Raw genomic sequence first — 26,040 nt, 5'->3', positions numbered from 1 at the left:
TAGTGCCGACTGGCAGGATGGTGACCATGAGTGGGCCATTGCTTCTCCTCGACGGTGCCAGCCTGTGGTTTCGTGCGTTCTACGCGCTGCCCGAGTCATTCGTCGACCCCGACGGAAGACCTGTCAACGCGGTGCGCGGTTTCACCGACATGGTGGCGTCCCTGATCACCAAACACCAGCCGAGTCGTCTCGCCGTATGCCTCGACTTGGATTGGCGACCGCAGTTCCGCGTCGACGCCGTCCCGACGTACAAAGCGCATCGCGTCGAAGAAGGATCTGACGGTTCCTCCGAAGAAGTTCCGGACACGTTGACACCTCAAGTCGACATGATCATGGACGTACTCGCAGCAGCGGGTATCGCGACGGCGGGTGCTGTCGGACTCGAAGCCGACGACGTGCTGGGCACGCTTGCCGCCACCGAGCGCGAAGATCTCACCGTCGTCGTCAGTGGTGACCGCGATCTACTGCAGGTTGTCACCGACGAGTACGTGCCCGTTCGTGTCCTCTACGTGGGCCGTGGCCTGTCCAAGGCAGAACTGTTCGGACCGGTCGAGGTTGCCGAGAAGTACGGAGTGCCCGGAGACCGCGCGGGTGAGGCCTACGCCGAACTCGCGGTACTGCGAGGAGACGCCTCCGACGGTCTACCCGGCATCAAAGGTGTCGGTGAGAAGACTGCGTCGACGCTGATGCTCCGCTACGGCTCGTTGGCCGGACTTCGGGCGGCCGCGGCTGATCCGGAATCCGACATGGCCAAGGGAATTCGCGCAAAACTCACTTCACCGGAAGCAATGGCTTACCTCGACGCTGCGTTACCCGTCGTTCGGGTGGTTCGCGACGCGGACGTGCAGTTCTCGAAGGACGACCAACTCCCGGCGACCCCCGTCGATCCCGCACGATTCGAGGAAGTGGCGGCCTCGCTGAACATCGAACGCTCGGCCGGCCGGCTTGCCGCCGCGCTGAAGGCTGCGGCGGCAAGCCGTTCCGATCAGTAGAGCGTCAGCTCGGGCGGCTTACCTCGTATGTGCCGTTGTCGTCGACAAACGTCACGGTCACGTTCGACTTCACGCCCGCGATCGAGAGCGTGCAGGTGAACTTGTTGCCTGACTTGACTTCCTGATCCGCGGGGCACTGAACGTTGCTTACGTTCTTTGCCCCGTAGGACTCGGTGACGATCTTCTCGACGCCGGCCTGAGCCGCGCTCTGATCGAGCGTGTTCTTGCCGAAGACACCGAACACCAGGGCTACCACGACCGCCGCCAGAACGACGAGAACACCGATCGCACCGAAGATCAGGGGCTTCTTCGACTTACCCGACTGGTTTCCGGGCGCACCGGGACTCGGGAACGGCTGAGCCTGGTTCCACTGGTTCTGCTGCCCCGGAGTTTGGCCGGGAGTCGCGGCGCCCCACGCCTGCTGCGGTGCGGCGGCAGGAGGCTGACCCCACGCCTGGGTTGCGTCAGGTGCCTGCTGTTGCCCGGGCTGTCCCCACGGCTGACCGGGAGGCTGCTGCTGGGGCTGTCCCCACGGCTGTGGCTGGCCGGGTTGTCCTTGTCCAGGCTGCTGCGGCTGACCGTACGCAGGCTGACCACCCGGTTGCCCGGGCTGCCCGTATGCAGGCTGTCCCCACGGCTGTTGCTGGCCGGGTTGTTGACCGGGCTGCGGTGTCTGACCAGGCTGACCCCACGGCTGTTGCTGGCCGGGCTGCTGACCAGGCTGCTGTTGACCGCCCGGCTGCTGAGGATTCTGCCCCCACTGCTGCTCGTTCGGCTGCTGCTGATCACCAGGACCCCATTGCCGATTCGGATCGTTCGGTCCGTAAGGCCCGCTCATGTTCGCCTCCCACTCGAAATACCAGTCTGCGAATCAAACCACATAGTTGAGGTCATGCTGCGTCGACAGCAACTACCCCGCGACGAATTGCAGCTACCGCCCGCGCCGCAGTCTTCGCTACGTCGGCATCCGTCGAAGTCAGGCGGACCTGATCGAGGAGGTCGATCACCTGACGACACCAGCGAACAAAATCACCCGCAGACAGTGCACGGCCCTGCACTCCGGCCGCGATCAGCGCGTCGACAAGCGAGTTCTCACTCGCCCAGTGATAAACGGCAGTGACGAATCCGAGATCCGGTTCCCGCGTCGGCGGTAGCTTGTGGCGAATCTCGTCCGACCGCAGTTCGCTCCAGAGTCGTTGAGTGTCGTTGAGCGCGTGACGAAGTGCCGCCGTCGGCACCCGGTCAACGGTGTCGCCGTCCCGACGCGATTCGTAGACCACCGAGGACACGACGGCCGCAAGTTCGGCCGGGCTGAGACCCGTCCACGCGCCGGTTCGCAGGCACTCGGCGACCAGAAGGTCGCTTTCCGAGTAGATGCGGCTGAGTCGTCGTCCGGATTCGGTGACTTCGGGGGCTGCTTCGGCAGTCATGTACTCACGCTCTTTGAGTAGCGCGATGATTCGGTCGAACGTCCGCGCCAGCGAGTTGGTGGTGGCCGCAGCCTTTTCCCGCATCGCCTGTGTTTCGCGGGCCAGGCGGTTGTAGCGCTCACCGATCCGGCTCAGATGTTCGCGATCGGGCCAGCTGTGGCACGGATGCGACCGAATCGCGCGACGCAAAGTAGCGACCTCGGCGTCCTCGGACGCGCCCGCTTTGTGGCGCTTCTTCCGCCTGGGCGCACTGATCCCGGTACTTCGCAACGCCGAAGCCAGATCGCGCCGGATCCGGGCGGTGTGGTGATCGACGTGCTTGGGCAGGCGCATCTTCCCCAGGACCTCGGCGGCTTCGGGGAAATCTCCCGACGAAAGACGGCCGGCCCACTGATCGGCAGTCAGAACGAGCGGTCGTGGGTCCTTCGGATCGTTGTCCGGGACGAGGACCACAGCCACTCCGGAATGACGACCGATGGGAACTGCGATGACGTCGCCGCGGGCGAGTGCGCGGAGGGACTCCACCGCATCTCCGCGGCGGTCCTCGCGGCCCTTACGTTCGAGCGCACGCTCGCGCGCACCGAGCCGCTCACGCAACGACGCGTATTCGAAGTACTCGCCGTCTGCACCGCCGAGTTTCTCCTGCAAACCCTTCAGTGCTTCTTCGTTCCGCTCGATGCCACGCACGAGACCGACGACGGAGCGATCGGCCTGGAACTGCGCGAACGAACGCTCGAGCAGCTTGCGTGAATCGGCCGCACCCATGCGCTCGACCAGATTGATCGACATGTTGTAAGAAGGCCGGAACGAGCTGCGGAGCGGGAACGTCCGAGTCGACGCCAGTCCGGCGACGTCCGTCGGCTCGACACCGGGCTGCCACAGGACCACAGCGTGCCCTTCGACGTCGATACCGCGTCGGCCGGCTCGACCTGTCAGCTGCGTGTATTCCCCCGGCGTCAGTTCGGCATGCGATTCGCCGTTGTACTTGACCAGCCGTTCGAGCACCACCGTTCGGGCCGGCATGTTGATCCCGAGGGCCAACGTCTCGGTCGCGAAAACCGCCCGCACGAGACCTTTGACGAACAGTTCTTCGACTGTCTGGCGGAATGCCGGCAGCATGCCGGCATGGTGAGAGGCCAGTCCGCGACGCAACGCCTTGCACCAGTCCCGATATCCGAGAACTTCGAGATCTTCCTCGGGGAGTTCGCCGGTGTGCTTTTCGATGATGGTGTCTATCTCGCGAACCTGCTCCGGGGAAGTCAGGTCCAGCCGGGACCGTAGGCACTGTGAAAGAGCCGCATCACAACCGGCACGGCTGAAGATGAAGGTGATGGCCGGTAGCAGTCCGGACTGATCGAGCTGAGCGATGACGTCAGGTCGCGGCAGGGGCCGGAAATCATTGGAACTCTGGTAGCTGCCACGGCGTCCGCGGCCACGCGGCTGCCAGCTCTCGACGCGTTCGAGAGCCTGACGCTGTTTGACGTGGCGAACCAGATCCTGGTCGACGAGCACGGTCTTCGGCCCAGCGGCAGGGTGACTGCGGCTGTCGAAGAGATCGAAAATTCGTCGACCGACCATGATGTGCTGCCACAGCGGAATCGGCCGCGTTTCGTCCACGACCACAGTGGTATCTCCGCGAACGGTCTCCATCCAGGCGCCGAACTCTTCGGCATTGCTCACAGTGGCCGACAAGCTCACCAGGCGAACATCCTCGGACAGGTGCAGGATCACTTCCTCCCACACCGCCCCGCGGAATCGGTCGGCCAGGTAGTGCACCTCGTCCATGACGACGTGCGAAAGCCCGCGCAGCGCCTCCGAGTTGGCGTAAAGCATGTTCCGCAGAACTTCGGTGGTCATGACGACCACCGGTGCGTCGGAGTTGATACTCGAATCACCCGTCAGCAGGCCGACTTCGCTGGCGCCGTAGCGCTCGACGAGTTCGGCGTACTTCTGATTGCTCAACGCCTTGATCGGCGTCGTGTAGAAGCACTTGCGTCCCGCTGCCAGAGCCAGGTGGACAGCGAACTCGCCGACCACGGTCTTGCCTGCGCCGGTCGGTGCGCAGACAAGGACTCCGTGGCCCGCTTCGAGCGCAACGCATGCCTTCACCTGGAACGGATCGAGTTCGAACTTCAGGCTGGACGCGAACGTGCTCAGTTCACTCTTGTTCATAACCACCTCGTCAGGGTTTCACACGCCGCCGACGTGGTGGCACGGCGCTCAGAGAGTGTCGGTGAAATCCTGGCCGGGCGCGTTGTCGCCGGCAGTGTCGGATTTCTCCGCGACCGAAGCCTTGGACTTGGACTTACGTCCGAACAATCCACTGGATTCGGCCTTGGGTTTGGTCGGATTGTCGAAAGCCTCGTTCAGATCGGACGGAGCCGAGATGGAGGAAGCTTCCTCGTCGGACAGTGCGCCCCAGTCTTCGCCGGCTCGCTTGGCCTTGCGCTTGTCGTTGAGACGAGCGATCTGGACCGCGACCTCGAAGAGAAGCGTGAGAGCCAGAGCGAGCGCCAGCATCGAGAACGGATCCGAACCCGGCGTGGCAACTGCAGCGAATACGAAGAGCCCGAAGATCAATCCTCGACGCCAGGCCTTCAGACGCTCGTACGTCAGAATGCCCGCAAAGTTCAGCACGACCACGAGCAGTGGAATTTCGAAGCTGACACCGAAGATGAGCAGCAGATTGATGATGAAGCCGAAGTACTCCGAACCACTGAGCGCGGTGATCTGGACGTTGTCGCCGATGGTCAGGAGGAAGTGCAAAGCCTTCGCCACGACGAGGTACGCCAGGATTGCGCCGAGAATGAAGAGAGCGGCACCGGCGGTGACGAATCCGACCGCGTATCGACGTTCCTTTGCATAGAGGCCCGGGGTGATGAATGCCCACAGTTGGTAAAGCCACACCGGGCAGGCAAGAACGATGCCGGCGGTGAACGCCACTTTGAATCGCAGCATGAACTGCTCGAACGGACCGGTCGCCAGCAATCGGCACGCGTCGTCGGTGCTGAGGTTGGCGCGACTCTCGGACGGAAGCTCACAGTACGGTCCACGAAGCAGATCGCCCAGACTTTCGAGACCGAGTATCGAGTGTGAGTACCAGAAGAAGCCGAACGCCGTGGTGATGATCACGCCGAGGAATGCGAACAACAAACGAGTCCGCAATTCGTACAGGTGGTCGACCAACGACATGGTGCCGTCTGGGTTGACCTTCCGCTTGCGGTTACGCGGGTCTAACGGAATACGCACTGTGCATCCTGGTCTTGGTCAGCAGACAACCGGGGTGAACGAATATTTCACCCCGGCTAGAACGCAGTGTGTACTAGAGCGGCTTGACTTCGGTCGGCTGCGCAACAGGTGCTGCTGCACCGTTTGCGACCACCGCGGTGTTGGCCGTCGGCAACTGTGCCGGAGCAGGCTGTGCGACCGGCGCGCTTGCGGGCGCCGCATCGTCGTTCTGCATTTCCTTGACTTCGCTCTTGAAGATGCGGAGGGAACGACCCAGACCGCGTGCTGCATCGGGAAGCTTCTTCGACCCGAACAGAATTACGACGACAACAGCGACAATCAGCCAATGCATCGGCTGCATTGCACCCATAACGACCTCCCATGATCAGATTCCTCGATGCTACCGGACACAACCGGCGCTCGGAGGTGTCAAAGCACTTACTTCAGCTACCTTTTACCTGTTTGTTTCCTGCGAACTCACTGAACGTGACGTTTCCCGAAGTTTTACGAACCGATTACGTCATAGGCGTCGAGCGCCGCAACGGCCCGATCATGTACTTCGGAGACCAGTTCCGGCGGATGAAGGACCCGAACTCCTTCACCGAATCCCAACACCAGCCTCGCCATCCATTCCAGTGTTCCGAAACTCATCGTCGCCTCGACCGACCCGTCGTCGTTCACGTGCTCGACGTCCATCGGGTAGTAGTCGAGCATCCACACCCACTCTTTGGTGATGAACAACCGTGCTTCCGGAAGGGAGCCGTCGCCGCTGAACAACTCGAGATTCGAATCCTCCTCGAGGGCCTGCGGCGGCGGGTCGGCCGGCTCGTCGAGTTGGACGGCAGCGTCGATCCGATCGAATCGGAACAACCGCACGCCCTCGGCCTGACGGCACCACGCCTGGAGGTAGCTGTAGTTGTCGACCAACACGATGCGAACGGGGTCGACGATGCGCTCGGAGACCGCGTCACGCGAGGCCGAGTAATACGTCAATCTGAGGGCGGTCTTGTCCGCGAGCGCGGCTCTGACCGTCGCGGCGATCGGGTCTTCGGCGATGTCCGGCGTCGGCGACGTGTCTCGATCTTGACCGATGGCTCGTGCCGCGGCCGATCCGGCGGCGTCCTCGATCTTCGCGATAGCGCGCTGAGCCGAAGACGGATCGACCATCCCCGGCATTTCCACCAACGACCGAAGGGCGATCAGCAATGCCGTCGCTTCCGTGGAGGTGAGGCGCAACGGGCGATCGATCCCGGCCGAGAACGTGACCTCGATACTTTCCTCGGAGAAGGACAGGTCGATGAGATCACCGGGGCCGTAACCGGGCAATCCGCAGACCCACAGTTGATTGAGGTCGGTCATCAGTTGGGTGGTGCTGACGCCGAGTTCCTCGGCGGCCTCGGCGGGACTGATACCAGGATTCGCGATGAAGTACGGCACGAGGTTGAGAAGCCGCGCCAACCGCGACGACAGTCGATTGCTCATCAGTTGTCCCCCTGTCCATTGCTGGTGATCGGGCTCGCTGCGGCGGCGCGCAGCTTCGCGACGACCTCCGCACGCAAATCCGGTGGGTCCAACACCAGCGCATCCAACCCGTGGCCGGCGATCAACCGAGCGGTCCATTCCCAGGATCGGACGGGAATGGCCAGCACGCTGCCGTCACGATCGGTCAACCGCCGATCGGAAGACGACGTCGCAAGCCGGCGAAGCTCATGCGCGCGGCCGTCTGCGACCCACACGGTGGCGGTCCCGGTAACGACGCCCGAACCGGTCACGCGATCGACGACCTCGCGAAGATCGACACCTTCGGGTTTGTGAACCGAACCGGCCGGGCCGAACTCCCTGACGTCGTCACCGATTCGGGAGAGCCGGAAGGTCCTCACCGCATCCCGGTCGACGTCGTGCCCGACCAGATACCACTTGCCGTTGTGCGTGACGACGCCCCACGGTTCGACGGTGCGCTCGGTGAACGGTTCGTTCAATGCCCCGCGGTGCTGAAAATGAACTGCTCGGCCGGCGTCGACGGCTGCAAGCAGCTTGCCGAGCGCGGGCTCCGAACCGCGGGTGCGCGCGGGAATCGCCGTGACCGGCGCGGCACTGACTTCTGAGTCGACCTGGACGCCGGCCGCTCGGAGTTTGAGTAGTGCACTCTGGGCTGCCGAAATCAGTTCCGGCGACTCCCACAACTGCACCGCGACGGCGACCGCAGCAGATTCCTCGCTGGTGAGGTCCACGTCCGGAAGCTCATAAGCGTTGCGATTGATCCGATAACCCTCGACCGTCGAGAACCGTCCTGCCAGACCGGTTTCCAACGGGACACCCAGGTCACGAAGTTCGTTCTTGTCGCGCTCGAACATGCGACTGAACGCTTCGTAGTTCGCGGATTCGTTGTACCCGGCCACACTGTCACGGATTTTCTCCGCCGTGAGGAACTGTCTGGTGGACAGCAATGCGATCACCAGGTTCATCAACCGCTCGATTTTTGATGTCGCCACGCCGAAATCCTAGTGGCTATCCGATAACCGAACGCGCGCCGGACACTTTCGTGCCCGGCGCGTCGCCGCAAAACAGACCTGCCGTGTTGTAAATCGCGAAATTGGGTGACCTACATCGAAGCGATCAAACGCTCGACACGCTCGTCGACGGAACGGAACGGGTCCTTGCAGAGCACCGTTCTCTGTGCCTGATCGTTGAGCTTGAGGTGAACCCAGTCGACCGTGAAGTCCCGGCCTGCTGCCTGGGCTGCGGTGATGAAGTCGCCTCGCAATTTCGCGCGCGTGGTCTGCGGCGGATTCTCGACGGCGTCGTCGATCGTCTCGTCCTCGGTGACCCGCTTGACCAAGCCCTTGCGCTGCAGCACGTCGAAGACGCCCCGGCCGCGTTTGATGTCGTGGTAAGCCAAGTCGAGCTGCGCGATCTTGGGATCGGACAGGTCGAAACCGTGACGGTCCTGGTATCGCTGGAAAAGCTTGCGCTTGATGACCCAGTCGATCTCCGTATCGACCTTCGCGAAATCCTGAGCTTCGACGGCGTCGAGGGTGCGACCCCACAGGTCGACAACCTGCTCCACCTGCGCGTCCGGTTCGCGGTTACGCAGATGTTCGACTGCCTTGGCGTGATACTCGCGTTGAATGTCGAGGGCACTGGCCTGACGACCACCAGCGAGGCGGACAGGCTTCTTGCCGGTCACGTCGTGACTGACCTCGCGGATGGCACGAATCGGATTGTCCAGGGCGAAATCGCGGAACGAAACCCCGGCTTCGATCATCTCGAGCACCAGTGCTGCAGAACCGACCTTGAGCATCGTCGTCGTTTCGGCCATGTTCGAATCGCCGACGATCACGTGCAGTCGACGGTACTTCTCGGCGTCCGCGTGCGGTTCGTCGCGGGTGTTGATGATCGGACGCGAGCGAGTGGTGGCCGACGAGACGCCCTCCCAGATGTGTTCCGCGCGCTGCGAGAGACAGAACGTCGCGGCCTTCGGTGTCTGCAGTACCTTGCCGGCACCGCAGATCAACTGGCGCGTGACGAGGAACGGCAACAATACGTCCGAAATGCGGGAGAACTCACCGGCGCGCGCGACGAGAAAGTTCTCGTGGCAGCCGTACGAGTTTCCGGCCGAGTCGGTGTTGTTCTTGAAGAGGTAGATGTCGCCACCGATCCCCTCCTCGGCAAGTCTCGCCTCGGCGTCGATCAGCAGTTCTTCGAGCACACGCTCACCGGCGCGGTCGTGATTGACCAACTGGATGAGACTGTCGCACTCGGCCGTCGCGTACTCCGGGTGCGAACCCACGTCCAGGTACAAGCGGGCCCCGTTGCGGAGGAAGACGTTGGAGCTGCGGCCCCACGACACGACACGACGGAAGAGGTAACGAGCAACCTCGTCGGGGCTCAGTCGCCTGTGCCCGTGAAAGGTGCAGGTAACGCCGAATTCCGTCTCGATACCCATGATTCGTCTCTGCACACTTCGACACTACAACCAGAATGGGAGGTTCACCCGTGTACTTCGATCGCGTCGTAAGTCACGACTCGACAACGTCGGGCAGCGGCATAGTGTGACGGTGTGAGCCTTATTCGCCGAAAAGTTGTCCGAAGCGACGTCAAAGTCATGGAAAGTACTGGAGCACTGCGCCCTTCCGTGCTCGACCCGACCATGCGGTTTCTCTCCAGAGCCGCCGATCACGGCGTTTTGTGGATGGTTGTCGCCGCCTTGCTCGCGATGATCGGCGGGCGGCCCCGTAGGGCAGCAGCACGCGGGCTGCTCGCACTGGCCGGTTCGAGCGCGCTGGCCAACGGCATTCTCAAGCCCCTCTTTCCCCGCCGACGCCCACCGGCACGCGTCTGGCTGAGCCCCAAGCGAGGAGTCGACATCCCGACCTCGTCCTCGTTCCCCTCCGGCCATTCCTCATCAGCAGCGGCATTCACTGCCGCAGTGGCCATGGAATCCCCGGTTGCGGGAGCTGCGCTGGCACCACTCGCTGCAGCAGTGGCCTATTCACGCGTTCACAACGGAGTCCACTGGCCGTCCGACGTCTTCGCGGGCCTCGCGGTCGGCGGCGCAATCGCTGCCGGCACCCGCCGTTGGTGGGCGGTGCGCGACGAAGAACCCGCCGAACTCGGACCCGAGTGCGTCGTCCCCGCGCTCCTGCGCGGAGAAGGCTTGTTGGTCTTCACCAATCCTGGTTCGGGCTCCGAGGACGACGGGATCGTGGAATCGATTCGAGAACTACTACCGGAGGCGATCGTCTACGAGTTCGACGCGGACATCGACTTCGACATGCAGATCGATGCCAAGATCCCCGAACTCTCACCGAAGGCATTGGGAGTATGCGGGGGCGACGGAACAGTGGTGACGGTCGCGACCGCGGCGACAAAGCACGAGCTACCACTTGCGGTTTTTCCCGGCGGAACGCTTAACCACTTCGCCCGCGACGTCGGGGCGGTGAATGTCGAGGAGACCGCACAGGCAGTCGAGTCGGGGCAGGCGGCATTTGTCGACCATGCGGTGGTGCGCACGGATTCCGGAGTGACTGCACGGTTTCTCAACACCGCAAGCCTCGGCGGATACCCCGACGCTGTGCGTCTGAGGGAAAAGTGGGAACCGCGATTCGGTAAGTGGCCGGCCGCGGGAGCCGCGATGATGCGTGTTCTCGCAGCGGCAGAGCCGATGACGGTCACCATCGACGGGAAGCGGACCACCATCTGGATGCTGTTCGTCGGAAACGGGAGGTATTCCCCCGCTGATCAGGTGCCGATGTCGCGTCCGGAGATGAACCGGGGACTACTCGACGTCCGCTATCTGCGCGCGGACAAGAAATTCTCGCGCTCACGTCTGCTGTTTGCGGCTGCCACAGGAACATTGGGCAGCTCGCGGGTCTACGTTCGCGAACTCGTCTCGTCGATGTCGGTTCGAGTGGCCGATTCACCGGTAGCCATCGCCACCGACGGTGAAGTGGTGGCAGACGCGCGCCGGTTCGATTTCGACACCGAACCGGGCGCGGTAGCCGTCTACAGAATCACGCAGTGATCCCCAGACCTGCAGTGACTCCCAAACCTACACAGTGACTACGAGGGTGCGTCGCCATTTGCCGGCGGCGCATCCTCGGTTGCTGCCGGAGCTGGAAGCATTTCTTCCAACGCCGTCCCCGCGATCCGTTTGAACGCACGGCGTGGACGGTTGCTGTCGAGGACAGCAACCTCGAGTGCACTCACGTCGAGAGTCCGCGGTTCGGCCTCGGCGGTTCCGGCCGGCGCCGGGCCGCCCTTTTGGAGCGCCCCGACCGCGAGCCGCACCGCGGATTCGAGGTCGAGGTCTCGCTGATAGGACTCGCGCATCGCCGTCACGATCGGTTCGGTCGTGCCGCCCATGACCACGAATTCCTGCTCGTCCGCGATGGAACCGTCGTACGTGATCCGGTAGAGCTGGGCCGGCGTACTACTCCCGAAACGGCCGATCTCGGCAACGCAGATCTCGACCTCGTACGGCTTGGGCTGCTCGGTGAAGATCGTTCCCAATGTCTGTGCGTACGCATTGGCGAGCGAACGCCCCGTGACATCCCGACGGTCGTACGAATACCCGCGCATGTCCGCGTGGACGATGCCCGCGCGACGCAGATTCTCGAACTCGTTGTACTTGCCCACCGCCGCAAATCCGAGACGGTCGTACAGTTCACTGACCTTGTGCAGAGCACGCGACGGATTCTCCGCGACAAAGAGCACTCCGTCGCGATAGGTGAGAACGACGACGCTGCGTCCGCGGGCAATTCCCTTGCGCGCCAATTCCGAACGATCGCGCATGATCTGTTCGGCTGATGCGTAATACGGCATCGTCATAGCGCAGACTCCCCTTCCGGACTCGCGGTCGCCGTGCGAGCCGCGACGATCTCCCTGGCGATCTCGGCAGCCTTGGTGGGCGACAACTCCACGGCGCCGGCCGAGGTGATGGTGACCGCTGTCGGATAGATCCCGCGTGTCAGGTCAGGACCACCGGTAGCCGAATCGTCGTCTGCCGCGTCGTACAGCGCCTCGACAGCGAACCGAAGCGCGGTGTCCTCGTCGATTCCCGGTGAATACAGCTTCTTGAGCGCCGATTTCGCGAACAGGGAACCTGATCCGACTGCGTGATAGCCCGCGCGCTCCTCGTATCGTCCACCGACGACGTCGTAGGAGACGATGCGACCGGCGGTCGACGGATCGACCGCGTCGAGGTCGTAACCCACGAGCAGTGGCACGACCGCCAAACCCTGCATCGCTGCTCCGAGATTTCCTCGAACCATCGACGAGAGTCGATTGGCCTTGCCGTCGAACGTGAGGGGGACGCCTTCGATCTTCTCGTAATGTTCGAGCTCGACCGCGAAGAGTCGGACCAGTTCGATTGCGATCCCGGCCGTTCCGGCGATACCCGCAGCCGAGTAGTCGTCGGTGACGTACACCTTCTGCACGTCACGGCTGGCGATGAGGTTGCCCATCGTCGCCCGGCGATCACCAGCGAGCAGAACTCCACCCGCGTAGCTGATCGCGACGATGGTGGTGCCGTGCGGAGCTACGTCTCCCCCGCCCATGACAACACCTCCTGTGTCGGCGAAGCGGTTCTGCGGAAGATGTTCCGGTGCGTGCACCCGAAGGTATTCCGAGAATGACGACAGATTCGAGCCGAAGCTCAACCGTGTGTCCCCGTCTGTGATCCGGGGCGCGCGATCCACCGTCACTGGCCGCCCTTCTGGACGTAGGCACGGACGAAGTCCTCGGCGTTCTCTTCCAACACGTCGTCGATCTCGTCGAGCAGGTCGTCGGTTTCTGCAGCGAGCTTCTCGCGACGTTCCTGGCCGGCACTGCCGTCGCCACCAGTGGTTTCGTCGTCTTCGCCGCCACCGGCACGCTGCGTCTGTTCTTGAGCCATCGCCGTCGACCTCCTTGTGTGAAGGGAGCTCTCGCGAGCATCCTGTTCGGCCCAGCAGAGTCGGTAACTGATCCCGCTCGGACCTTCACCCTACCGAGCGGCACCGTCAGGTGTGGAGAGACGCGACGGCGAGCCGCATCGGCTGATTTCAGTGAGTGAGCTGATCGACCAATTCCGCGGCGCTGTCCACGGAGTCGAGCAATGCTCCGACGTGCGCTTTGGTACCTCGAAGCGGCTCGAGGGTAGGGATGCGGATCAACGATTCGCCGCCGAGATCGAAGATCACCGAATCCCAGCTCGCGGCCGCGATATCGGCACCGAATCGGCGTAAGCACTCGCCGCGGAAGTACGCGCGAGTGTCGGTGGGAGGGTTCGTGACCGCGTCGAGAACCTGCTGTTCGGTGACAAGCCGCTCCATGGAGCCGCGAGCAACCAGGCGGTTGTACAGGCCCTTGTCGAGTCGCACGTCGGAGTACTGCAGATCCACCAGATGCAATCGCGGCGCCGACCACGCGAGTCCCTCACGATTGCGGAAGCCTTCGAGCAGACGCAGTTTGGCCGGCCAGTCGAGGATGTTCGCGCACTCCATGGGATCGCGCTCGAGGAGATCGAGAACCATCGCCCACTTGGCGACGATATCGTCCGCTCGCGGGTCACGATCGGCCTCGCGATCGAGGAACTTCGAGACTCGTTCTAGGTAAATACGTTGCAGCGCAAGCCCAGTCAGTTCGCGACCGTCGGCCAGTGCAACGGTCTTGCGCAGCGTGGGGTCGTGGCTGATGTGGTGGACGGCGGTGACCGGACGTGCCAGTTGCAGATCGGTGAGGTCGACACCCGCCTCGATCAGGTCGAGTACCAGCGCGGTTGTTCCCACCTTGAGATACGTCGACATCTCCGCGAGGTTCGCATCACCGATGATGACGTGCAGACGGCGGTACTTGTCCGCATCCGCGTGCGGTTCGTCGCGGGTGTTGATGATTCCGCGCTTGAGCGTGGTCTCGAGGCCTACTTCGACCTCGATGTAGTCGGATCGCTGCGAAAGCTGGAATCCGGCGTCGTCGCCGGACTGACCGAGACCCACACGACCGGAACCGCAGATCACCTGCCGAGACGCGAAGAACGGCGTCAAGCCGGTGACAATCGAGGCGAACGGGGTGTCACGCGAGCAGAGATAGTTCTCGTGTGTGCCGTACGACGCACCCTTGCCGTCGACGTTGTTCTTGTACAACTGCAACCGTGGGGCACCCGGCACGCTGGAGGCGTGCCGTGCAGCCGCTTCCATCACTCGTTCGCCGGCCTTGTCCCAGATCACGGCATCGAGCGGGTCGGCGACCTCGGGGGCCGAGTACTCCGGATGGGCGTGGTCGACGTACAACCGTGCCCCGTTGGTGAGAATCATGTTCGCGGCGCCGATCTCGTCCGCGTCGATCACCGGTGCGGGACCGCTCATTCGCCCCAGATCGAAGCCTCGGGCATCTCGCAGCGGAGATTCCACTTCGTAATCCCAGCGTGTGCGCTTGGCCCGTGGCACGCCCGCTGCGGCGGCGTAGGCAAGCACCGCCTGCGTTGAAGTGAGAATCGGATTCGCCGACGGCTCACTGGGTGAAGATATTCCGTATTCGACCTCGACACCGATGATCCGCTGCATGACACAAGAGCCTATGTGATTGCGGCGCGGCGCCTACAGGCGTGGCACAGTTGGAGGAATGCACCAACCTCTCACCGCAGACCTGAATCCCGCGGACGAGGTAGTCGCCGTGTACGACCGGACGGGTAATCCGATCGGCCGAGCAACGCGTTCCGTCGTCTACTCGGGGGGGCTCTGGCACGCGAGCGCGGGCGTCCTGGTTCGCAACGGGGACGGCTCTCGCATCTACGTTCATCGCCGAACCGACACGAAAGCGGTGTTCGGGGGCTATCACGACTGTCTTGCCGGAGGTGTCGTGGATCCAGGTGAGACGCCGCAGGAAACTGCGATCCGTGAAGTCGGCGAAGAACTCGGAATCTTCGGAACAGCAGATCAGCCACTCCAACTGACCGAAATCGCTCGAAAATCCTGGGACGGTGAGTGGGAGAACTCTCCGTTGCGCTGTCACCTGTTCGCGTTCGAACTCAGATACGACGGGCCGATGGCACATCAACCCAGCGAGATCGCCGAAGGTTGGTGGTGGACGCCGAAGGAACTCGGCGCCCACCTGCAGGATCCGTCGTGGCCGTTCGTTCCGGACTCACGCGCGCTGCTGGCCGACTATTGCTGGAGCTGAACACCACTGGAGCTTGAACACCACTGGGGCTTGAATACCACCGGGACTGCGATCAGCCCGGGGTGATCGCCGAGAGCCACGCAGCGAACGCGCTGGGGTTGCGGGTCTGTGCGAGCACGCGACCAGGTCCGGTGAAGTCGAAGACAAATCCTTCGCCGGACTTCATCGACTGAATGGTGCGTCCCTGAACGGCGCGCCGCATGTTGAAGTTCATCCCGAGGTCGTAGGCGACCACGTGACCGGTATCGATCGTGACCATCTCGCCTGGCTGCAAGTCGATGACGTCGATCGCGCCGTAGACGGCCAGCACTACTTCACCGTCGCCACTTGCCCGCAGGCCGAAGCCGCCCTCACCGCCGAAGAGGTTGGACATGCCTCCCCACTTGGACTCGACCGTCACACCGTAGGAGTTGGCCAACCAGGTTCCACGGTTGAGGAAGAACGGGCGATCGGACGTGATGGTCAGCGGGATCAGATCACCGGGAAGCACACCGGTCACGTCGACCCAACCACCTTGCGGCGGAGCGGTATACGTCGTGACGAAAAATGATTCGCCGCTCAGCATCGACCGCTTGAGTCCCTGCAGGACGCCGCCCTGCGCCTTCGCTTCGAGAACCACCCCGGCGGAATGCGCGAGCATTGCTCCGCTCTCCACGCGCAGCGGTTCGCCGGGCGCGAGGTAGCAGCGAGCCACAGTGGACGACGGATTGTGTCGAAGATGTATCTGCACGGCGGGACTCTAAACCAGCGCGACCGACCGGTCCAATCGCAGCGGAGGGAACAGCAGCGACGCATCGATCGGGCCGGCAACTCTCGAGGAGTAGCCGGCCCGATCGATGTTCGTATTTCTACAGATACTGGCCCGTGTTCGACTCCGTGTCGATCGCGCGGCTGGCACTGGCGTTCTTGCCCGTGACGAGAGTGCGGATGTAGACGATCCGCTCTCCCTTCTTGCCCGAAATACGTGCCCAGTCGTCAGGATTGGTGGTGTTGGGCAGATCCTCGTTCTCGGCGAACTCGTCGACGATGGAATCGAAGAGGTGCTGCACACGCAAGCCAGGAGCACCGGTGTCGAGTACCGACTTGATCGCGTACTTCTTTGCGCGGTCGACGATGTTCTGGATCATCGCACCCGAGTTGAAGTCCTTGAAGAACAGGACTTCCTTGTCACCGTTGGCGTAGGTGACCTCGAGGAAACGATTCTCTTCGCTCTCCGCGTACATGCGATCGACGACGCGAACGATCATCGCCTTCAAGCATGCAGTGCGATCTCCACCGAACTCGGCGAGGTCGTCCGCGTTGATCGGCAGACCGTCCACCAGGTACTTCGAGAAGATGTCCTGAGCGGATTCCGCGTCGGGACGCTCGATCTTGATCTTCACGTCCAGTCGGCCCGGACGCAGGATGGCAGGGTCGATCATGTCCTCACGGTTGGAAGCACCGATCACGATGACGTTCTCGAGCCCTTCCACGCCGTCGATCTCGCTGAGCAGCTGCGGAACGACCGTTGTCTCCACATCGGAGGAAACTCCCGAACCCCGGGTACGGAAGATCGAGTCCATCTCGTCGAAGAAGACGATCACGGGCGTGCCCTCGGACGCCTTCTCACGAGCACGCTGGAAGATCATCCGAATGTGACGCTCGGTTTCGCCGACGAACTTGTTCAGGAGTTCCGGGCCTTTGATGTTCAGGAAGTAGGACTTGGCGTCCTTGCTGTCCTGGCCGCGGGCTTCGGCGATCTTCTTGGCCAACGAATTGGCGACGGCCTTGGCGATGAGCGTCTTACCGCAACCGGGCGGGCCGTAGAGCAGTACGCCCTTCGGCGGTCGAAGCGAATACTCGTGGAACAGATCCTTGTGCAGGAACGGAAGCTCGACGGCGTCACGGATCTGCTCGATCTGACGACCGAGACCACCGATGTCGTCGTAGTGAACGTCCGGAACTTCCTCCAGAACCAGATCCTCGACCTCGGCCTTCGGGATGCGCTCGAAGGCGTATCCGGCCTTGGTGTCGACGAGCAACGAGTCGCCCGGACGCAGTTTCCTGGTCGGAGAATCGGCGTCGTACGCGATGATGTCGGCCTCGGGGTCGGCGAAGACGGCTGCCAACGGCGCTGCGAGCCAGACGATGCGCTCTTCGTCGGCATGACCGACAACCAGTGCGCGCAAGCCGTCGTCGAGTACCTCACGGAGCGTACTGATCTCGCCGACCTGCTCGTAAGTCCCGGCTTCGACGATGGTGAGTGCCTCGTTGAGACGAACCGTCTGCCCGAGCGCGAGAGTGTCCGTGTCGATATTCGGTGAGCACGTCAATCGCATCTTGCGACCTGACGTGAACACGTCGACGGTCTTGTCCTCGTGTACCGAGAGGAGGACTCCGTAACCGCTCGGCGGTTGACCGAGTCTGTCGACTTCTTCACGAAGTGCGATGAGCTGCTGACGGGCCTCCTTGAGGGTGTCCATCAGCTTGCTGTTTCGGATGGACAACGAGTCCACCTTCGACTCCAGCTCACGCACCTGCTCCGGCGATTGTGCAAGTTGTCGGCGCAGAACTTGTGCTTCCACTCGTAGCGCGTGGAGTTCTTCTGCTGCCGCAACCGAATCCGGGTTCTCTGTCGAGCTCATGTGCGTCTCCTCCCAGTGCGATCCATCAACGCTACCGGCATAAGGGCCCAACTGTCGCCAGACACGGTGCGCGAGTGCGAATTCACACCTGCGCGCGGACCGTGCCGACTGGTCTCGAGCCAGAATTTGGTCATGTTAGCCTTGCCTACAAGATGGAGACAGCGCCTGTCTCTCTTTACAACGAAAGGTAACGCTGTGATCATCCGCAAGACTCTCATCAGCGCTTGTGCCGTCGCTGCCGTCCTGACCATGGGTGCATGCAGCTCGGACGACAACAAGGACTCGACGGCTGCCAGCTCGACTTCCGCCGCCGCCTCGAGCACCACGGCCAAGGCCTCGGCTTCCGCCACGACGTCAGCTGCCGCTGCCGCAGCGGCTCCGACGGCCGAGGAGCTCAACGCTTCGCTCGTCGCTCTGATCGATCCGGCCAAGCCGATCGAGGAGAAGACCGCTCTGGTGGTCGACGGAACCAAGCGTCAGGCCAACATCGAGACGATGAGTGCTGCGCTGGGCGGTAACCCGGCCTACGCGATCACGTTCAACGTGGACAACGTCAAGGTTGACGGTCAGACTGCAACCGCAGACGTCGCCGTCGTCAGCCCGCACGGCGCCGCACCGGCCACCCCGTGGACCTGGGAGCTCGAAGACGGCTCCTGGAAGCTGTCCGACACCTCGGCTTGCGTGCTCCTGGAAATGGGCCGCGCTTCCTGCACCGCATAACTTCCAGCTACAACAAGAGCGGCGATCCAGTATCCGGATCGCCGCTCTTGTTGTTTTCGTCTGGTTACTTGGCCGCGGTGTTCGAGCCCTTGCCCGCACGCCGCTGAGGCTTCGGGGTGACCGTTCCTTCGGCCAGACGACGAGCGCTCACGAGGAACGCGGTGTGGCCTTGCATCCGATGCTCGGGGCGCACCGCCAAACCGACGACGTGCCAGCCGCGAACGATCGATTCCCACGAGCGGGGCTCGGTCCAGCATTCCTGCTCGCGCATCGCTTCGACGACCTTCGAGAGCTGAGTAACGGTCGCGACGTAGACGATCAGAACGCCGCCCGGGACGAGGGCCTTCGAAACGGCGGGTAGAACGTCCCACGGAGCCAACATGTCGAGTACGACGCGATCGACCTTGCCGCCGTGCGCTTCCGGATCGAACTCCGCGAGATCGGCGATGGTCAGTTCCCAGTTCGGCGGACGTTCACCGAAGAAGGTCTCGACGTTGCGAACCGCATGTTCGGCATGATCGTCGCGGACCTCGTAGGAGATGACCTTGCCTTCGGGTCCGACGGCACGCAGTAGTGAACACGTCAATGCGCCGGAGCCGGCTCCGGCTTCGAGCACGCGCGCTCCGGGGAAGACGTCGCCCTCGTGGACGATCTGAGCCGCGTCCTTCGGGTAGATGACCTGGGCACCGCGCGGCATGGAGAGCACGTAGTCCACCAGTAGCGGACGCAGGGCGAGGTAGGGCGTGCCGTTGACGGACTTGACGACGCTGCCCTCGTCGGCGCCGATCAGATCGTTGTGAACGATTCCGCCCTTGTGGGTGTGGTACTCACGGTTCGCCTCGAGGACGATCGTGTAGTGGCGTCCCTTGCCGTCGGTCAGCTGGACTCGGTCACCGACTCGGAAGGGCCCGGAAGGACGCTTTCCCGGCGCAGTGATGTCAGCTTCTGGAAGCTCTTGTTCGGGAATCTCGGCGACAGCGGACTGCACAACCTCATCCACTTCGGTCGTGCCTTCTTCTGGTTGTAGCTCGTTCGCCATGCGCAGATGATCCCTGTTCGTTTGTTTCCGGTGTCCTCGCCACCGGCTCCGACGGAGTTGTCGGACCAACCGCATAGCCTGCCAGGTGTGAGCTCTGTCGAATTGCCAGCCCCCACTCCAACGGGTGCAACATCACAGGAGCGCCCGCGTAGTCGGCCGGCGCTCTCTCCGTCCCGAGCAGGTGACTACAAGCAGTGTCCCCTGCTCTACCGGTTTCGAGCGGTCGACAGAATTCCGGAAACACCTACCAGGGCCCAGGTCAGAGGCACCGTCGTGCACGCTGCGCTGGAAGCTCTGTTTGCACTTCCGACCGGCCATCGGGTGCCGGACCGCGCGGCCGAGCTCGTCCGTCCCGCGTGGGAACGTGTCAGTGCCGAGAGCCCCGAGGCTGCTGATCTGATTCCGGAGGACGAACTGGACGCGTTTCTCGGCGAAGTCGCCAAGCTGGTCGCGACGTACTACACACTCGAAGATCCCACTCGATTCGATGCCGAGGCGTGCGAGGTGTACGTCGAGACCGAATTGGACAACGGCGTTCGACTCCGCGGCTTCGTCGACCGGATCGACGTAGCGCCGACGGGTGAGGTGCGGGTGGTCGACTACAAGACCGGGAAGGCGCCCCGCGAGTTCACCGAATCCAAGGCGCTCTTCCAGATGAAGTTCTACGCGCTCGTACTGTTGCGCACTCGCGGAATCGTTCCCGCGCAACTGCGGCTGATCTATCTGGCCTCCGGCTCGATTCTCACGTACGCCCCGGACCACGACGAGCTGATCAGATTCGAACGGACCCTCTCCGCCATTTGGAAAGCGATCCTCGAAGCAGGTGCGACCGGAGACTTCAGACCCAAGCCTGGCAAACTGTGCGACTGGTGCGATCACAAGTCACTGTGCCCCTCGTTCGGCGGAACACCTCCGCCGTATCCAGGCTGGCCTGATCTGTTGAGCACCGAACCTGTTGTCGCAAAGGAGAATTCATAACATGACGGACAGTTCGTACTACCGCTACCTCGGAACGACGGAGGAAGGGCACGAGCGGTTCGCGAGCACGCAGGCAACTGTCAGCATCTGGGGCCCGACGCTGCAGCACGGCGCTCCCCCGTCGGCGCTGTTGGTTCGAGCCCTCGAGCGGTGCGGTGCGCGCGACGAAACCCGTCTGACGCGCGTTGTCGTCGAGATTCTCGGACCGATTCCGATCGCCGACCTCGAAGTACGGTCCTGGATCGAACGACCCGGTCGCCGAATCGAATTGATCGTTGCCGAGCTGTGGGCAACGACTGCCGACGGATCTGCACGCGCCGTAGCGCGCGGAACGGCCTGGCGGATGGAGACAGTCGATACCGGCGACGTCGTCCACGTTGTCGATCCTCCACTCGAACCCCGCGACAGCGGCACCCCGGGCGTTCTCGAGGGCCTCTGGAGCGTCGGCTATCTCAAGACTCTCGACTGGTCCTGGATTGCTCCGATCGGGTGTGTCGGAACCGGGAAGGTATGGGCGCGCCCCAAGCCCGAGCTGGTCGAGGGCGAGAAGATGTCTGCTCTCGAGCGTTTGTTCGCGGTGGCGGACATCTCCAACGGCGTCGGCGCCAAGCTCGACCCGGAGCACTGGACGTTCCTCAACACCGATCTCACGGTGCATGTCTTCCGTGTGCCCGAGGGCGAGTGGGTCGGTGTCGCCGCCGAAACCACCACCGGTCCGGACGGCGTCGGTATGTGTGCGGGAGTGCTCTACGACGAGCAGGGTGCCGTCGGCCGTATCGCCCAGACTCTGCAGATTCGCGCCCGTTCCTGATTTCCGGGAACGGGCGCGAATGCGCGTAAATCTATTCGGGCAGTGATCAGAAAGCGCGTACCGAGCGGATGTTCGACGCGAGGATGGCCTTGGCGCCGAGTTCCGCCAAGGCATCCATCACCTGGTTGTGCCCCTTGATCGGGACCATTGCGCGAACCGCGACCCAGTCGGGATCGGCCAACGGCGAGAGGGTCGGCGACTCCATACCCGGGGTCATCTTGATGGCGTCGTCGAGGATGGTGCGCGGGCAGTCGTAGTCGATCATCAGATTCTGCTGAGCGAAGACGATTCCGCGTACGCGTTCGATGAGCTGGTTGCGTGCGGGATCGTCCTGCGGAGCGCCGGTGCGCTCGATCAGGACACCTTCGGAATCGCAGAGCGATTCACCGAAAGCAACGAGGTTGTGTTGACGGAGAGTGCGACCCGACCCGACCACGTCGGCGATTGCGTCGGCGACACCGAGCTGAATCGAGATCTCCACGGCGCCGTCGAGACGGATGACGGTGGCGTCGAGTCCACGATCGGTGAGGTCCTTGCGGACGAGGTTCGGGTACGACGTCGCAATGCGCAGGCCGGACAGATCCTCGACCGTCCAATCCTTGCCGGCCGGAGCTGCGTAGCGGAACGACGAACGGCCGAACCCCAGCGACAGACGCTCGGACACGGGAGCTCCCGAGTCGCCGGCGAGGTCGCGACCGGTGATGCCGAGATCGAGCTCACCGGAGCCGACGTAGATCGCAATGTCCTTGGGGCGCAAGAAAAAGAACTCGACCTGGTTGGCAGGATCCAGGACCGTCAGATCACGGGAATCGGTGCGTCGACGGTAGCCGGCCTCGCTGAGAATCTCGGCGGCGGACTCGGACAGTGAGCCTTTGTTGGGAACTGCTACGCGCAGCATGGTGGATGTCCTTTCGGAAGGTGTGGGTGACGTGAGACGACGTGAATCGGAAGCCCTGGACGAGCGAGATGGCGAACATCTCGCTGGTCAGCTCCGATCACAGATGTCGGTACACGTCCTCGAGGGTCAGTCCGCGACCGACCATCAACACCTGCGTCCAGTACAGCAGCTGGGAAATTTCCTCGGCTAGCTGCTCATCGCTCTGGTATTCCGCAGCGATCCACACTTCACCGGCTTCCTCGATGACCTTTTTGCCCTGAGCATGCACACCGGCGTCGAGGGCGGCGACAGTGCCGGACCCCTCGGGGCGAGTAGCAGCACGCTCGGTCAATTCGGCGAACAAGGATTCGAAGGTCTTCACGGGTAGACATTCTTTCACGAGGACGGAAGCGGTTTTCACACCCCCACGAACAGCGGTGTTCACAGGCCTGCGTCGAGGGTGCGCGAACTCACGAATCTGCGGGTCTGCCCGGTGATCGGATCCGGGTACTCGAGTGCCCTCGCCAACAATCGCAATGGCGTGGAGAAGTCGCCGGGCACCGCAGGCAGATACTCGGGGTAGTAATTGTCACCGACGATCGGGACGCCCAGCGAGTTGAGATGCAGGCGAAGCTGATGGGTCCGGCCGGTCCGTGGGAGCAACCTGTATCGCCCGAGAGTCCGGCCGGCCGAGTCGGTGATCACCTCGATCAGGTCGATCGAGGTCTCACTGTTCGGCTCGCCGTCGATCTCGGTAGCCGTCATCTCGCCGTGAACTTTATTGATGCGGCTAAGCACCGTGCGTGGGAAAGTCAGTTCCGGATCGAAGCCTGCGATCGCCTCGTATTCCTTGACGATCCGCTGCTCGGCAAAAAGTTCCTGGTACGGCCGTCGTAGGTCCGGTGTCACCGTGAAGACGATGACACCCGCCGTCATTCGGTCGAGGCGGTGAACGGGCGCAAGATCAGGAAGATCCAAGTCACGACGCAGTCGCACGACGGCGCTTTCGACGATGTGCGCTCCCCGCGGAATGGTCGCCAGGAAGTGCGGCTTGTCGATCACGAGAATCGAGTCGTCGCGGTACAAGATCTCGATCTCGTGCGGTACCGGAATCTCGGGCGCCGGCTCGCGGTAGAAGTACACGAAACGGGTCGGCTGATAGGGCGTTCGGCTCGTGATCTTCCGCCCGTGCTCGTCGACGACGTCCCCGGCGTCGACGAGGCCCGTCCACAGGTCCCGCTCCCCCGGGTGCTCGCCGATCAGGTGTTCGAGGACGGTACGCGCCGACGACTCCGCCGGCATCCGTAGCCGGTCAGGTCCGAGACCGTTTCGGATCGGCAACGGAGCCTTGGACACTGCTCAGTCCTGCTCGAGGTCTGGTGAACAACTCTCGCAGAGCAATTCGAGCGTTCGGCCGTCGCCGTCGATCCGATTGCGGTACCGCGGTGTCGGAGTACCACAATCGACGCACACGCCGAGTGTCTTGGCTTCGGATGAGAACTCGATGTTCATCCGCTTGTCGAACACGTACAGGGAACCGTCCCAGAGACCGCGGTCGCCGAAAGTTTCGCCGTAACGGACGATTCCGCCGTCCAACTGGTAGACCTCGTCGAAGCCACGTGAGCGCATCAGCGAAGACAACACCTCGCATCGCACGCCGCCGGTGCAGTACGTGACTACGGCTTTGCCCTTGAGATGGTCGTATTTGCCGCTGTCGAGTTCGTCGACGAAATCGCGAGTGGTGGCGACGTCCGGAACTATCGCATCTCGGAAACGACCGATCTCGGCTTCGAAGGCATTGCGCCCGTCGAAGAACACGACGTCGTCACCGCGGCTGTCGACGAGTTCGTGTAGTTCCTTGGGTGCCAGGTGAACTCCGCCGCCGACAACACCGTTCTCGTCGACTTGCAGCTCGTCGGGGGCTCCGAACGTCACTATCTCCGAGCGGGCCTTGACGCTGAGACGGGGGAAGTCGTTCCCGAGTCCGTCCGACCACTTGATGTCCGCGGTACGGAAGGGCTCGTAGCCACGCGTACCGCGGACATATCGCTTGACGTCTTCGATGTCTCCACCGACCGTCGCATTGATCCCGTGAGGCGAGACGATGATTCGGCCGGTGAGGTTGTTGGACTCGGCCAGGCTGTGCTGCCACAGCTTGATCGCTTCCGGGTCCGCCAACGGCGTGAACTGGTAGAAGAGAACAATTTTCGGAATAGCCACAGCAAATCCAGCCTAACGTGCCGCGCTCGAGTGAACGTCGTGAAGATCGTGAATGGACAAGTCCACCAGAGACTCTCGAAACACGCGTCCAGGGCCGGCCGGGACATCGACCTCACACGGAACGACGAGCACCGCGCAACCCGCAGCGTCGGCCGACGCCGTGCCGGTCGGCGAGTCCTCGATCGCGAGGCACTGCGACGGCTCGAGCCCGAGTAGGTGCGCGCCGCGCAGGTACGGATCCGCCGCCGGTTTCCCGTTGGGGACCTCGTCGCCGCACACCGAGTGGTCGAAGAACTCACGGCCGAGCATCCCGAGTGCCCGATCGACCAGTACTCGCTCGGTGTTGGTGACCAGTGCGGAACGCAAACCACCGTCACGCACGGTCGACAGTGCATCGCGAGCACCCGGCCGCCAGGTCACGCCGTCCTCGAACAGATCGCCGACGCGGGTGTACATCCAGTCCTTCGCCTCGGCGATGGCATCGGGATGCTTCTCCAAGCCGAGCGCGTCGAACACCGTCGCCAAGGCGAAGGGGCTCGACGCGCCGATGACGGCGACGCGTGTCGCTTCCGTCATCGGTCCGCCCAGGCGTAGGGACAGCTCACGAAGCGCGATGTCCCACAGCTTCTCCGAATCGAGCAGGGTGCCGTCCATGTCCCACAGCACACCACCGAGGGTCGATTCGGATACTTCGGTCAACAACTCAGACATTGAAATACTTTGCTTCCGGGTGGTGCAGGACAAAGGCGTCCGTGGACTGCTCGGGATGCAGCTGCAGTTCCTCGGACAGTTCGACGCCGATTCGCTCGGGTTCGAGCAACGCAACCAACTTGGCACGATCCTCGAGATCCGGGCACGCGCCGTATCCGAACGAGTAACGAGCGCCGCGGTACTCGAGGTCGAAGTAACCGGCGACCTCGGTGGGATCCTGCTCCGCGACGGTGTGACCCTCGGGAAGCACAAGCTCTTCACGAACGCGCCGATGCCAGTACTCGGCCAGAGATTCCGTGAGCTGGACGCCGATTCCGTGAACCTCGAGGTAGTCACGGTACGAGTTCGACGCGAACAATTCATTGGCGAAGTCCGCGATCGGCTGACCCATCGTCACCAACTGGAACGGGAGAACGTCGACCTGACCGGTTGCCTCGGCGTCCTTGCGCGAGCGGACGAAGTCCGCGATGCACAGGAAGCGGTCGCGGTGCTGACGCGGGTAGGTGAAGCGGAATCGTTCGGGTGCATCCGGTTTCGGCTCGGTGAGCACGATGACGTCGTCGCCCTCCGAGATCGCCGGGAAGTACCCGTACACAACGGCGGCGTGCGCGAGGATGCCCTCGGACGTCAACCGATCGAGCCAGTACCGAAGCCTCGGACGGCCTTCCGACTCGACCAGTTCCTCGTACGTCGGACCGTCGCCCTTGCGCTGACCGCGAAGGCCCCACTGGCCGAGGAAAAGAGCGCGCT

At 62.9% G+C, this 26,040-nt stretch carries 26 protein-coding genes; 6 read left to right on the top strand and 20 right to left on the bottom strand.

The annotated features are described in order from the left end of the window. Positions 1–26: 26 nt before the first annotated feature. Positions 27–992 (top strand): 5'-3' exonuclease, encoded by a 966-nt coding sequence (locus ABWI03_RS29690; protein WP_095970259.1) that lies wholly within the window; start codon positions 27–29, stop codon positions 990–992. A 4-nt stretch (positions 993–996) separates the two neighbouring features. Here the strand turns inward: ABWI03_RS29690 and ABWI03_RS29685 are convergent, their stop codons facing one another. The 7 genes from ABWI03_RS29685 to pafA form a co-directional block, all read right to left on the bottom strand. Next, the gene (locus ABWI03_RS29685) at positions 997–1,830 is read right to left on the bottom strand and encodes a DUF4333 domain-containing protein (RefSeq protein WP_298781939.1); all 834 of its coding nucleotides are present in this window, start codon (positions 1,828–1,830) and stop codon (positions 997–999) included. Positions 1,831–1,882: 52 nt separating this feature from the next. Further along, a complete protein-coding gene (locus tag ABWI03_RS29680) occupies positions 1,883–4,594 on the bottom strand; it encodes a DEAD/DEAH box helicase (protein ID WP_298781941.1) in 2,712 nt (903 codons plus the stop codon). 48 nt (positions 4,595–4,642) lie between these two features. Beyond that, on the bottom strand, positions 4,643–5,671 hold the full coding sequence (tatC, locus tag ABWI03_RS29675; RefSeq protein ID WP_353799018.1) for a twin-arginine translocase subunit TatC: 1,029 nt from the start codon (positions 5,669–5,671) through the stop codon (positions 4,643–4,645). A 73-nt stretch (positions 5,672–5,744) separates the two neighbouring features. Beyond that, on the bottom strand, positions 5,745–6,020 hold the full coding sequence (gene tatA / locus ABWI03_RS29670; protein ID WP_003944836.1) for a Sec-independent protein translocase subunit TatA: 276 nt from the start codon (positions 6,018–6,020) through the stop codon (positions 5,745–5,747). 134 nt (positions 6,021–6,154) lie between these two features. After that, positions 6,155–7,132, bottom strand: a complete 978-nt coding sequence (locus tag ABWI03_RS29665; protein ID WP_200314058.1) for a helix-turn-helix transcriptional regulator — start codon at positions 7,130–7,132, stop codon at positions 6,155–6,157. Continuing rightward, entirely contained in the window at positions 7,132–8,142 is a 1,011-nt protein-coding gene (locus ABWI03_RS29660) for a helix-turn-helix transcriptional regulator (protein WP_200314060.1), read from the bottom strand. Before ABWI03_RS29660 ends, ABWI03_RS29665 begins: the two co-directional genes overlap by 1 nt. A gap of 110 nt (positions 8,143–8,252) precedes the next feature. Then, positions 8,253–9,611 carry a Pup--protein ligase gene (gene pafA, locus ABWI03_RS29655; RefSeq protein ID WP_185564761.1) on the bottom strand — a complete coding sequence of 453 codons (1,359 nt, stop codon included), beginning with the start codon at positions 9,609–9,611 and terminating at the stop codon, positions 8,253–8,255. A 144-nt stretch (positions 9,612–9,755) separates the two neighbouring features. Here pafA and ABWI03_RS29650 point away from each other — a divergent pair, with 144 nt between their 5' ends. Then, entirely contained in the window at positions 9,756–11,174 is a 1,419-nt protein-coding gene (locus ABWI03_RS29650; protein ID WP_298782036.1) for a bifunctional phosphatase PAP2/diacylglycerol kinase family protein, read from the top strand. A gap of 38 nt (positions 11,175–11,212) precedes the next feature. On the opposite strand, the gene prcA is transcribed toward ABWI03_RS29650, so the two are convergent. From prcA to dop, 4 genes are all read right to left on the bottom strand, one after another. After that, positions 11,213–11,980, bottom strand: a complete 768-nt coding sequence (gene prcA, locus ABWI03_RS29645; protein ID WP_095970089.1) for a proteasome subunit alpha — start codon at positions 11,978–11,980, stop codon at positions 11,213–11,215. Beyond that, positions 11,977–12,855: a proteasome subunit beta gene (gene prcB / locus ABWI03_RS29640; RefSeq protein ID WP_095970088.1), complete on the bottom strand. Its 879-nt coding sequence runs from the start codon at positions 12,853–12,855 to the stop codon at positions 11,977–11,979. The genes prcA and prcB overlap by 4 nt, the downstream gene beginning before the upstream one ends. Then, a complete protein-coding gene (locus ABWI03_RS29635) occupies positions 12,852–13,046 on the bottom strand; it encodes a ubiquitin-like protein Pup (RefSeq protein ID WP_003944925.1) in 195 nt (64 codons plus the stop codon). Before ABWI03_RS29635 ends, prcB begins: the two co-directional genes overlap by 4 nt. 148 nt (positions 13,047–13,194) lie before the next feature. Then, positions 13,195–14,694, bottom strand: a complete 1,500-nt coding sequence (gene dop / locus ABWI03_RS29630; protein WP_095970087.1) for a depupylase/deamidase Dop — start codon at positions 14,692–14,694, stop codon at positions 13,195–13,197. A 58-nt stretch (positions 14,695–14,752) separates the two neighbouring features. On the opposite strand from dop, the gene ABWI03_RS29625 reads away from it, so the two are divergent. After that, the gene (locus tag ABWI03_RS29625; RefSeq protein ID WP_166810150.1) at positions 14,753–15,310 is read left to right on the top strand and encodes an NUDIX hydrolase; all 558 of its coding nucleotides are present in this window, start codon (positions 14,753–14,755) and stop codon (positions 15,308–15,310) included. Positions 15,311–15,362: 52 nt separating this feature from the next. Here ABWI03_RS29625 and ABWI03_RS29620 read toward each other — a convergent pair whose 3' ends face one another. Beyond that, a complete protein-coding gene (locus ABWI03_RS29620; RefSeq protein ID WP_290283974.1) occupies positions 15,363–16,040 on the bottom strand; it encodes a TIGR00266 family protein in 678 nt (225 codons plus the stop codon). Positions 16,041–16,158: 118 nt separating this feature from the next. Then, on the bottom strand, positions 16,159–17,934 hold the full coding sequence (gene arc, locus ABWI03_RS29615) for a proteasome ATPase (protein ID WP_003944870.1): 1,776 nt from the start codon (positions 17,932–17,934) through the stop codon (positions 16,159–16,161). Positions 17,935–18,129: 195 nt separating this feature from the next. On the opposite strand from arc, the gene ABWI03_RS29610 reads away from it, so the two are divergent. Beyond that, positions 18,130–18,654, top strand: coding sequence for a WKL family lipoprotein (locus ABWI03_RS29610; protein WP_003944789.1), 525 nt, complete (start codon positions 18,130–18,132; stop codon positions 18,652–18,654). A 64-nt stretch (positions 18,655–18,718) separates the two neighbouring features. Here the strand turns inward: ABWI03_RS29610 and ABWI03_RS29605 are convergent, their stop codons facing one another. Next, positions 18,719–19,642 carry a tRNA (adenine-N1)-methyltransferase gene (locus ABWI03_RS29605; protein WP_095970258.1) on the bottom strand — a complete coding sequence of 308 codons (924 nt, stop codon included), beginning with the start codon at positions 19,640–19,642 and terminating at the stop codon, positions 18,719–18,721. 138 nt (positions 19,643–19,780) lie between these two features. Here ABWI03_RS29605 and ABWI03_RS29600 point away from each other — a divergent pair, with 138 nt between their 5' ends. Together ABWI03_RS29600 and ABWI03_RS29595 are read left to right on the top strand one after the other, a co-directional pair. Further along, positions 19,781–20,671 (top strand): RecB family exonuclease, encoded by an 891-nt coding sequence (locus ABWI03_RS29600; RefSeq protein WP_298781969.1) that lies wholly within the window; start codon positions 19,781–19,783, stop codon positions 20,669–20,671. A 1-nt stretch (position 20,672) separates the two neighbouring features. Further along, the gene (locus ABWI03_RS29595; RefSeq protein WP_095970084.1) at positions 20,673–21,482 is read left to right on the top strand and encodes a thioesterase family protein; all 810 of its coding nucleotides are present in this window, start codon (positions 20,673–20,675) and stop codon (positions 21,480–21,482) included. Positions 21,483–21,528: 46 nt separating this feature from the next. On the opposite strand, the gene hisG is transcribed toward ABWI03_RS29595, so the two are convergent. From hisG to ABWI03_RS29565, 6 genes are all read right to left on the bottom strand, one after another. Continuing rightward, entirely contained in the window at positions 21,529–22,380 is an 852-nt protein-coding gene (gene hisG, locus ABWI03_RS29590; RefSeq protein WP_095970083.1) for an ATP phosphoribosyltransferase, read from the bottom strand. Between the two features lie 97 nt (positions 22,381–22,477). Continuing rightward, positions 22,478–22,741, bottom strand: a complete 264-nt coding sequence (locus ABWI03_RS29585) for a phosphoribosyl-ATP diphosphatase (RefSeq protein ID WP_003944933.1) — start codon at positions 22,739–22,741, stop codon at positions 22,478–22,480. Between the two features lie 59 nt (positions 22,742–22,800). Then, positions 22,801–23,715 carry a pseudouridine synthase gene (locus ABWI03_RS29580; RefSeq protein ID WP_298781974.1) on the bottom strand — a complete coding sequence of 305 codons (915 nt, stop codon included), beginning with the start codon at positions 23,713–23,715 and terminating at the stop codon, positions 22,801–22,803. 3 nt (positions 23,716–23,718) lie between these two features. After that, complete coding sequence (gene trhO, locus ABWI03_RS29575) at positions 23,719–24,579, bottom strand: oxygen-dependent tRNA uridine(34) hydroxylase TrhO (RefSeq protein WP_298781977.1); 861 nt, start codon at positions 24,577–24,579, stop codon at positions 23,719–23,721. A 12-nt stretch (positions 24,580–24,591) separates the two neighbouring features. Beyond that, positions 24,592–25,290, bottom strand: coding sequence for an HAD family hydrolase (locus tag ABWI03_RS29570; protein ID WP_298781980.1), 699 nt, complete (start codon positions 25,288–25,290; stop codon positions 24,592–24,594). Next, positions 25,283–26,040 (bottom strand): vitamin B12 dependent-methionine synthase activation domain-containing protein (locus tag ABWI03_RS29565; protein ID WP_353799017.1); only part of this gene is annotated, 758 nt, incomplete at its 5' end. The genes ABWI03_RS29565 and ABWI03_RS29570, both read right to left, overlap by 8 nt.

The sequence above is a fragment of the Rhodococcus baikonurensis genome, from assembly GCF_040489275.1.
In the GTDB taxonomy this organism is placed as follows: Bacteria; Actinomycetota; Actinomycetes; order Mycobacteriales; family Mycobacteriaceae; genus Rhodococcus_F; species Rhodococcus_F baikonurensis.
The sequence above is the reverse complement of the archived record's forward strand: the minus strand, read 5'-3'. Positions and strand labels throughout refer to the sequence as shown.